The following is a 5,456-nucleotide window of genomic DNA, read 5'->3' as shown; positions in this document are numbered from 1 at the left end:
AATTTGGAAAATTATTGACTGAAACAGCATCCCTAATGACAGGAGTTGCTGGAGCAGCCAAGGGAGCCATAAAGCTTGGCGAAAAGGCTTGGATTAAATTCATTGCTAGGAAAGATTTTGCCCAATTCGCTTCCAAGAAAAATCTTGCAGAACTTGCAGCTCAAGGAGATCCTGACAAACTAGCTGCTAAAGAAAAAAAGCTTTGGCTAAAAAAGAAACCCACTAAATTTACCGATAGCAAATTTGGACAGACCTACACAGTTTATCGGAGAGACGATTTGTTTGATCCTAACAGAATTTCTTACTGGATGATAAAAGGGGAAAAAGTGTGGGGCACTAATATTGATAGAATGAAAGCAAGAAGAGCACCTATAGGGTTTGATGGTAAGCCTGTTGAGTTGCATCACCTAAATCAAACCCCTGATGGACCCTTAGCAGAAATGAGCCATGAATTTCATAAAAAATATACTTCTGTGATTCATGTTAATCCAAAAACACATCAATCGCTCATAGATAGAAAAAAATTTGAGAAGCAGAGAGAGGAATATTGGAAAGAATACGGCAATGGGCATGGAGAACAAAAAAACAGTAGTTTAGGAGGAATAATCAATATGAAATGGGGTATCATAGGTCTAAATTTTGACAGATGGGGACAGGAGCATCGGCAGTAATGCTCTACGGTTGATGAAAAGAGAGAAAAAAGAAGTTTGGAGAAATAATTTATGGAGGATAATTGATGAAAACCTATACCTTAGATGATGTTACAGTATTAGTTGATAAATATGAAGGTGATATTGTTAATTTTGCTAGCAAAGATAAGCAGGTTGATGATCTTGTGATTGAAAAGGCAGAGAAAGCTTTGGATTTGAAATTCACATCTTCCTATAAAGTTTTTTTAAAACATTATAAAGGCGGGGACATTGGTGGTTATGAAATCTATAGGCTTTATAAGGAGTGTGGAGAAGATATTCCTTTTGATGATATTGTTTTCCAAAATTTAAATGATAGAAAACGTGGTTTCGCAACACCAGAACAGCTTATCGTTTGTGATGCTGCTTTTGGTGAAACCTTTTACTTTGATTATACACAGTTTAGGGATGGAGAATGCCCAATCTATGTCATGCTTCCATCTGAAGATTGCGAATATTACGCAAGTAATTTTTATGAGTTCCTTTGTAAAAGAATTAAAGTACACGCGGGAGCTGAGATACCTGAAGGTGACCAACCGATTGAAAAGATTGAGAACACTCCCACTCCGAAACCTATCCCTTTTTACAAGAGTTTTTGGAAAAAACTATGGAAGAGGGGAAATTGATAGGGGGAATATGGAGCATTTATAACGCAAGTTTTGAGGATCATCCATGAAAACCTATACCTTAGCTGATGTTGCAGTATTAATTGATAAAGTGAATAAATATGATGATGAGATTATCAATTTTGGTACTGCAAAAAATGCGGTTGATGATCTTGTAATTGAAAAGGCGGAGAAAACTCTCGGCTTACAATTCACATCGTCTTACAAGAGTTTTTTAAAAAATTACAAAGGAGGGGAAATTGGTGGTGAAGAAATCTTTAGTCTTTATAAGGAGTGTGGGGAAGGTGTTCCTGTTGGTGATATTGTTTACCAAAACTTACTCGATAGAAAAGATGGTTTTGCGACACCAGAACAGCTCGTTGTGAGTTATGATCTTGATGAAACCTTTTACTTTGATTATACGCAGTTTCGGGATGGTGAATGCCCACTCTACGTCAAGATTCCATCTGGAGCGTCACATTATTATGCAAGTAATTTTTATGAATTTCTCTGTAAAAGAATTATGGAACATGCTGGGGGGTAATGACGATGCAAACCAAAGACGCAACAGAGATTTTAAAAAGATTAGGCTGGGAAACTTATCGCCATGAAGTGGGAGATACCTTTGCTTATTATCATCTTTCTGATCGTATAATACGCATTCTTTACGATGTTGTAGATTATGGAGAAGATGGTGGAAAGTTGCGGCTATCAGTTGATCTTACTACAGCCGCTTATTGTCTTGCTGAGGAATATGATAATGGCGAACAGTCGCGCTATAAATATGATGATATGTTGATTTCTGCAGAAGAAAATTTCGAAATTATAGCACAGAATCTTTCTGAAAGCCATATTGAGGAAGCTCTAAATAAAGTAATCTTTTGGGCACAAACGCAGAATATTGAACAAAAATTACGTGAAGAAGCCGTTAATCATTCTGCTGTTGCACAAGCTTTGCTTGACGATATGGATGCTTTAAGGTCTGATAAACCGGCACCTCAATTACATGTACCAGAATTTGCAGATTACAAAGCGATGACGCGGTATGATCGCCTTATTTTATTTGCACAAGCCTATAAGAATGGGGAGTTAGACGATATTCTAACGCATAAAAAGCCCAAACAGCGCTCGATAAGCCTTACAGCAGCAAGCCGCATTCTTAAAACCCAAGGGTGGTTTTCTACGGAACCTGGAAAAATGTGGCTCTCTTTGCCAGATCGTTTTATTCAATTTGATTTTGGTTTTGTACATCTCCATGACAATTACAATGTCCATCTTGAAGCTGAGATCTCTAACGAAGAGATTTCTGTAGCTTGCAAATATATTTACTATAGGAGAGAATATATTTGGATACGACCTACGGATATTTATCAGTCTTTTAATACGATTGGGGGGGGAATTTTTAGCGGTTTTGATAAAGGTATTGATATTTGTGTAGAGACATTGAATGAGCAAGAGTTAACACAAATCTCTGAGCGAATAATACAATGGGCACGCGCACAAGATTTACAAGCATCGATCGAAAGCAAAACACTTGTTCAAAAATATAGCTACAATATAGACATAATCTGGCATTTGGCTTGTTTAGCGTTAACAGGTCGAATTGATATCCTGAAATCTTATCAAAATTTTCTGGAAGCTGGTACGATTTCTGAACATTTGGATGATAATGACGTAGAAAAATATGTTAACCATGCCGTTGAATTTGCTGAAAAATATTTGAAAATCCTTAATGAGCGAGAGCCAGCAGAAGCTCATCTTAATCCACAAGTTTTGATTACTTTCAATAAAGTTACAGAGCAATTAAAAGAAATGGGTTGGACAGTTTATCGTGATAAAAACTACAATCGTAATGCTTATTTTATAAGTAAAGACCGTATCATCAATATAATGTATAACCTTCAAAGTGATGAAGAAGAGCCGATTGTTGCATTTAAGGCTTCCCTTTCAACACTTAGTTTTTCTACGGCTCATAGAGAGATTTTCTATAATATGCCTCAATATATAGCCCTCAAAGAAGCAGAAGAAGTTTATACAGTGTCTACTACTGAATTGGATGAAGGCAAGCTAAAGCAGATTTGTACAGATATACTTGAGTGGGCTGAGCAGCAAAATGTCAATCAGATCATTTATGATTATGCGGCTTTTTCCCCAGACAGTGAACTTGATCTTGTAGCGCGTCACCTTATTGCGCTTGTTTTGATTGGGGATGTTGAAAAGCTCAAATCTTATAAGGAGAGTTTTAGAAAGGGAAATCCTTTAGGTTTTGTGGAAGAAATCTCAAAATATAGAGTTGATAATCTCCTCACTCTTGCACGGGGTTATCGAGCAGGTTTTCCGAAAAATGCACCGATTTTAAGCTTGGATCCGCAAACAGCATCTGTTGCTTCTAAAACAACTTCTGTTGAAACGGCAGAAGAAGTAGATGAAGCAGATGACACTGATGATCGTCTCACCATGGAAAGTGCTCATGCACTTTTAAAAATCCTAGGCTGGTCAACCGAGAAAATCAATGAAGATGACTATATGGCAAGCTATCAATTGGCTGATCGTGAAGTAGATATTCTTTATAACGACGAAATTGCCAAAAACTACCCGCAATTTGATAGCGCCTTTATGATTAGCACGGGCATTCTTTCCGCTGCTTGCAAATTCATTGATCCTACCCACACGGAAGATTTTCCAGATATACAGCTTAATTTTGAAGCCAAGGGACTGGAAATCTTTGAACCAGAAGTCACTGCGGATCGTTTAACACAGGCGCTTGATGATGCGCTAGAATGGTCAGTCAAAGACATTGACCTTTCTAAAAGACTTCGCTCTGATTATGGCACTGCTCCTTGGAAAAAAAGTACTACGTCTAAAGCAAATGATACGGATTATGCTTTACTTCATCTTGGCGCTCTTGCCTTATTGGGTGATGTTGAAACCTTACAATCTTATCAGCAAAGTTTTGCAACAGGAGATCATCTAGGCTTTGACGACAGCATCAACGAAACTCACCTTGAACGGGCATTAGCTTTAGCCAAAGAAGTAGCAAAAGCTAAACAGCTGAGTTACGCTTTGATTGAAAAGGTAGCAGAAAAATTTGCCGACTAACGAGAAGTTTCCAGCAAGGAACAACTCCGCTCTTGGAAGGAAAAAATCATTCAGTTTATGGGGAAAAAAAGACAAGAAATAGCCCTTTAAAATCTCAAAAAGTTTATAGAAAGTAGAGTTTTGTCTAAAGCTTTTATCACTCGTTGAGTGAATCCAATAGCTATGAGATTTTACTGTTGTTACGGGCGGTTATTTCACGCTTGGTGCTGCAGGGCTATCCAGTGGGGTGGCCAGACGCATTTGGTGGCAAATAAGGGCAAGATTAAGTTTCGCATCGATAAGGATCAAGATTTTTAGGACACTGATCGGTTATGCTTTAATTAAAATAGCCCTTGCGCCATTTTCATAAGAGAAGCGATAAATAGAAGTGTATGATAATTGTAATTTATAGACTGTTATGAAAACATCTAAAAAGAGATTGATCATTATAGAGATTAGTAAAATCCCTTTTAATAGGCTTTTGTCAGTTGTGTCAGTTTTGTCAGTTCCTTTTAGACCCTATAATTATTTTTTCAAATGAGTAAAAATTAAAAACATTATCTTTCAATATGTTAATGTTTTTAAGACATAACTCATATCAAGAGTACAGTCTTTAAAGATAACCAATGATGTGAATTGATTAAACCTTGTCAGTTATGTGTCAGTAAAATGAACTGACAAAAGTGATCATTTTAGTGAGTGATTAAAGCGTGTCTTATGAAAAGCATATGAAATTAAAAACTGATTACGTTAGCAAAATCCCTTTTATGAATTTTAATCAGTTCTTTTGAATGATAACCTTATGATTTAGAGAATGATTACAACGTGCTTTATAAAAAGCATGTGATCCTTTAAAGCTTTTCAAAAGCTAGCTTGTAACTCATAAGAGATGCTATCAAGATCATTATAGTTATGAGTTTTGAAGGTATTTTGAGTTTTGACGGTTGCTCCTTTTAGATAAAAAAATAGCAAAAAATAAAAACGTTATATTTCAATGTATTAAGATTTTACAGATCTTAAAAAAACAACCTATATCGACATTACAACCTATAAATTCAACTAATAATATACGTTTTGAAGGTAT

At 36.3% G+C, this 5,456-nt stretch carries 4 protein-coding genes; all 4 read left to right on the top strand.

Translation table 11 applies throughout. From position 1 onward, the window contains the following. On the top strand, positions 1-671 hold a 671-nt coding region (locus tag PVV60_RS09425; RefSeq protein WP_273724536.1), incomplete at its 5' end, for an HNH/ENDO VII family nuclease. Between the two features lie 65 nt (positions 672-736). Then, positions 737-1,315: an SMI1/KNR4 family protein gene (locus PVV60_RS09420; RefSeq protein ID WP_273724535.1), complete on the top strand. Its 579-nt coding sequence runs from the start codon at positions 737-739 to the stop codon at positions 1,313-1,315. 46 nt (positions 1,316-1,361) lie between these two features. Then, complete coding sequence (locus PVV60_RS09415) at positions 1,362-1,838, top strand: SMI1/KNR4 family protein (RefSeq protein WP_273724534.1); 477 nt, start codon at positions 1,362-1,364, stop codon at positions 1,836-1,838. After that, positions 1,838-4,393 carry a DUF6990 domain-containing protein gene (locus PVV60_RS09410; RefSeq protein WP_273724533.1) on the top strand — a complete coding sequence of 852 codons (2,556 nt, stop codon included), beginning with the start codon at positions 1,838-1,840 and terminating at the stop codon, positions 4,391-4,393. The genes PVV60_RS09415 and PVV60_RS09410 overlap by 1 nt, the downstream gene beginning before the upstream one ends. The last annotated feature ends 1,063 nt before the right edge of the window (positions 4,394-5,456 follow it).

It is taken from the genome of Bartonella sp. AU18XJBT, from assembly GCF_028618595.1.
Taxonomy (GTDB): domain Bacteria; phylum Pseudomonadota; class Alphaproteobacteria; order Rhizobiales; family Rhizobiaceae; genus Bartonella.
The sequence above is the reverse complement of the archived record's forward strand: the minus strand, read 5'-3'. Positions and strand labels throughout refer to the sequence as shown.

What these genes read in the sequence shown, in the direction of transcription:
- PVV60_RS09420 (WP_273724535.1), top strand. Translation starts at nt 737, where the DNA reads ATGAAAACCTATACCTTAGATGATGTTACAGTATTAGTTGATAAATAT.
- PVV60_RS09415 (WP_273724534.1), top strand. Translation starts at nt 1,362, where the DNA reads ATGAAAACCTATACCTTAGCTGATGTTGCAGTATTAATTGATAAAGTG.
- PVV60_RS09410 (WP_273724533.1), top strand. Translation starts at nt 1,838, where the DNA reads ATGACGATGCAAACCAAAGACGCAACAGAGATTTTAAAAAGATTAGGC.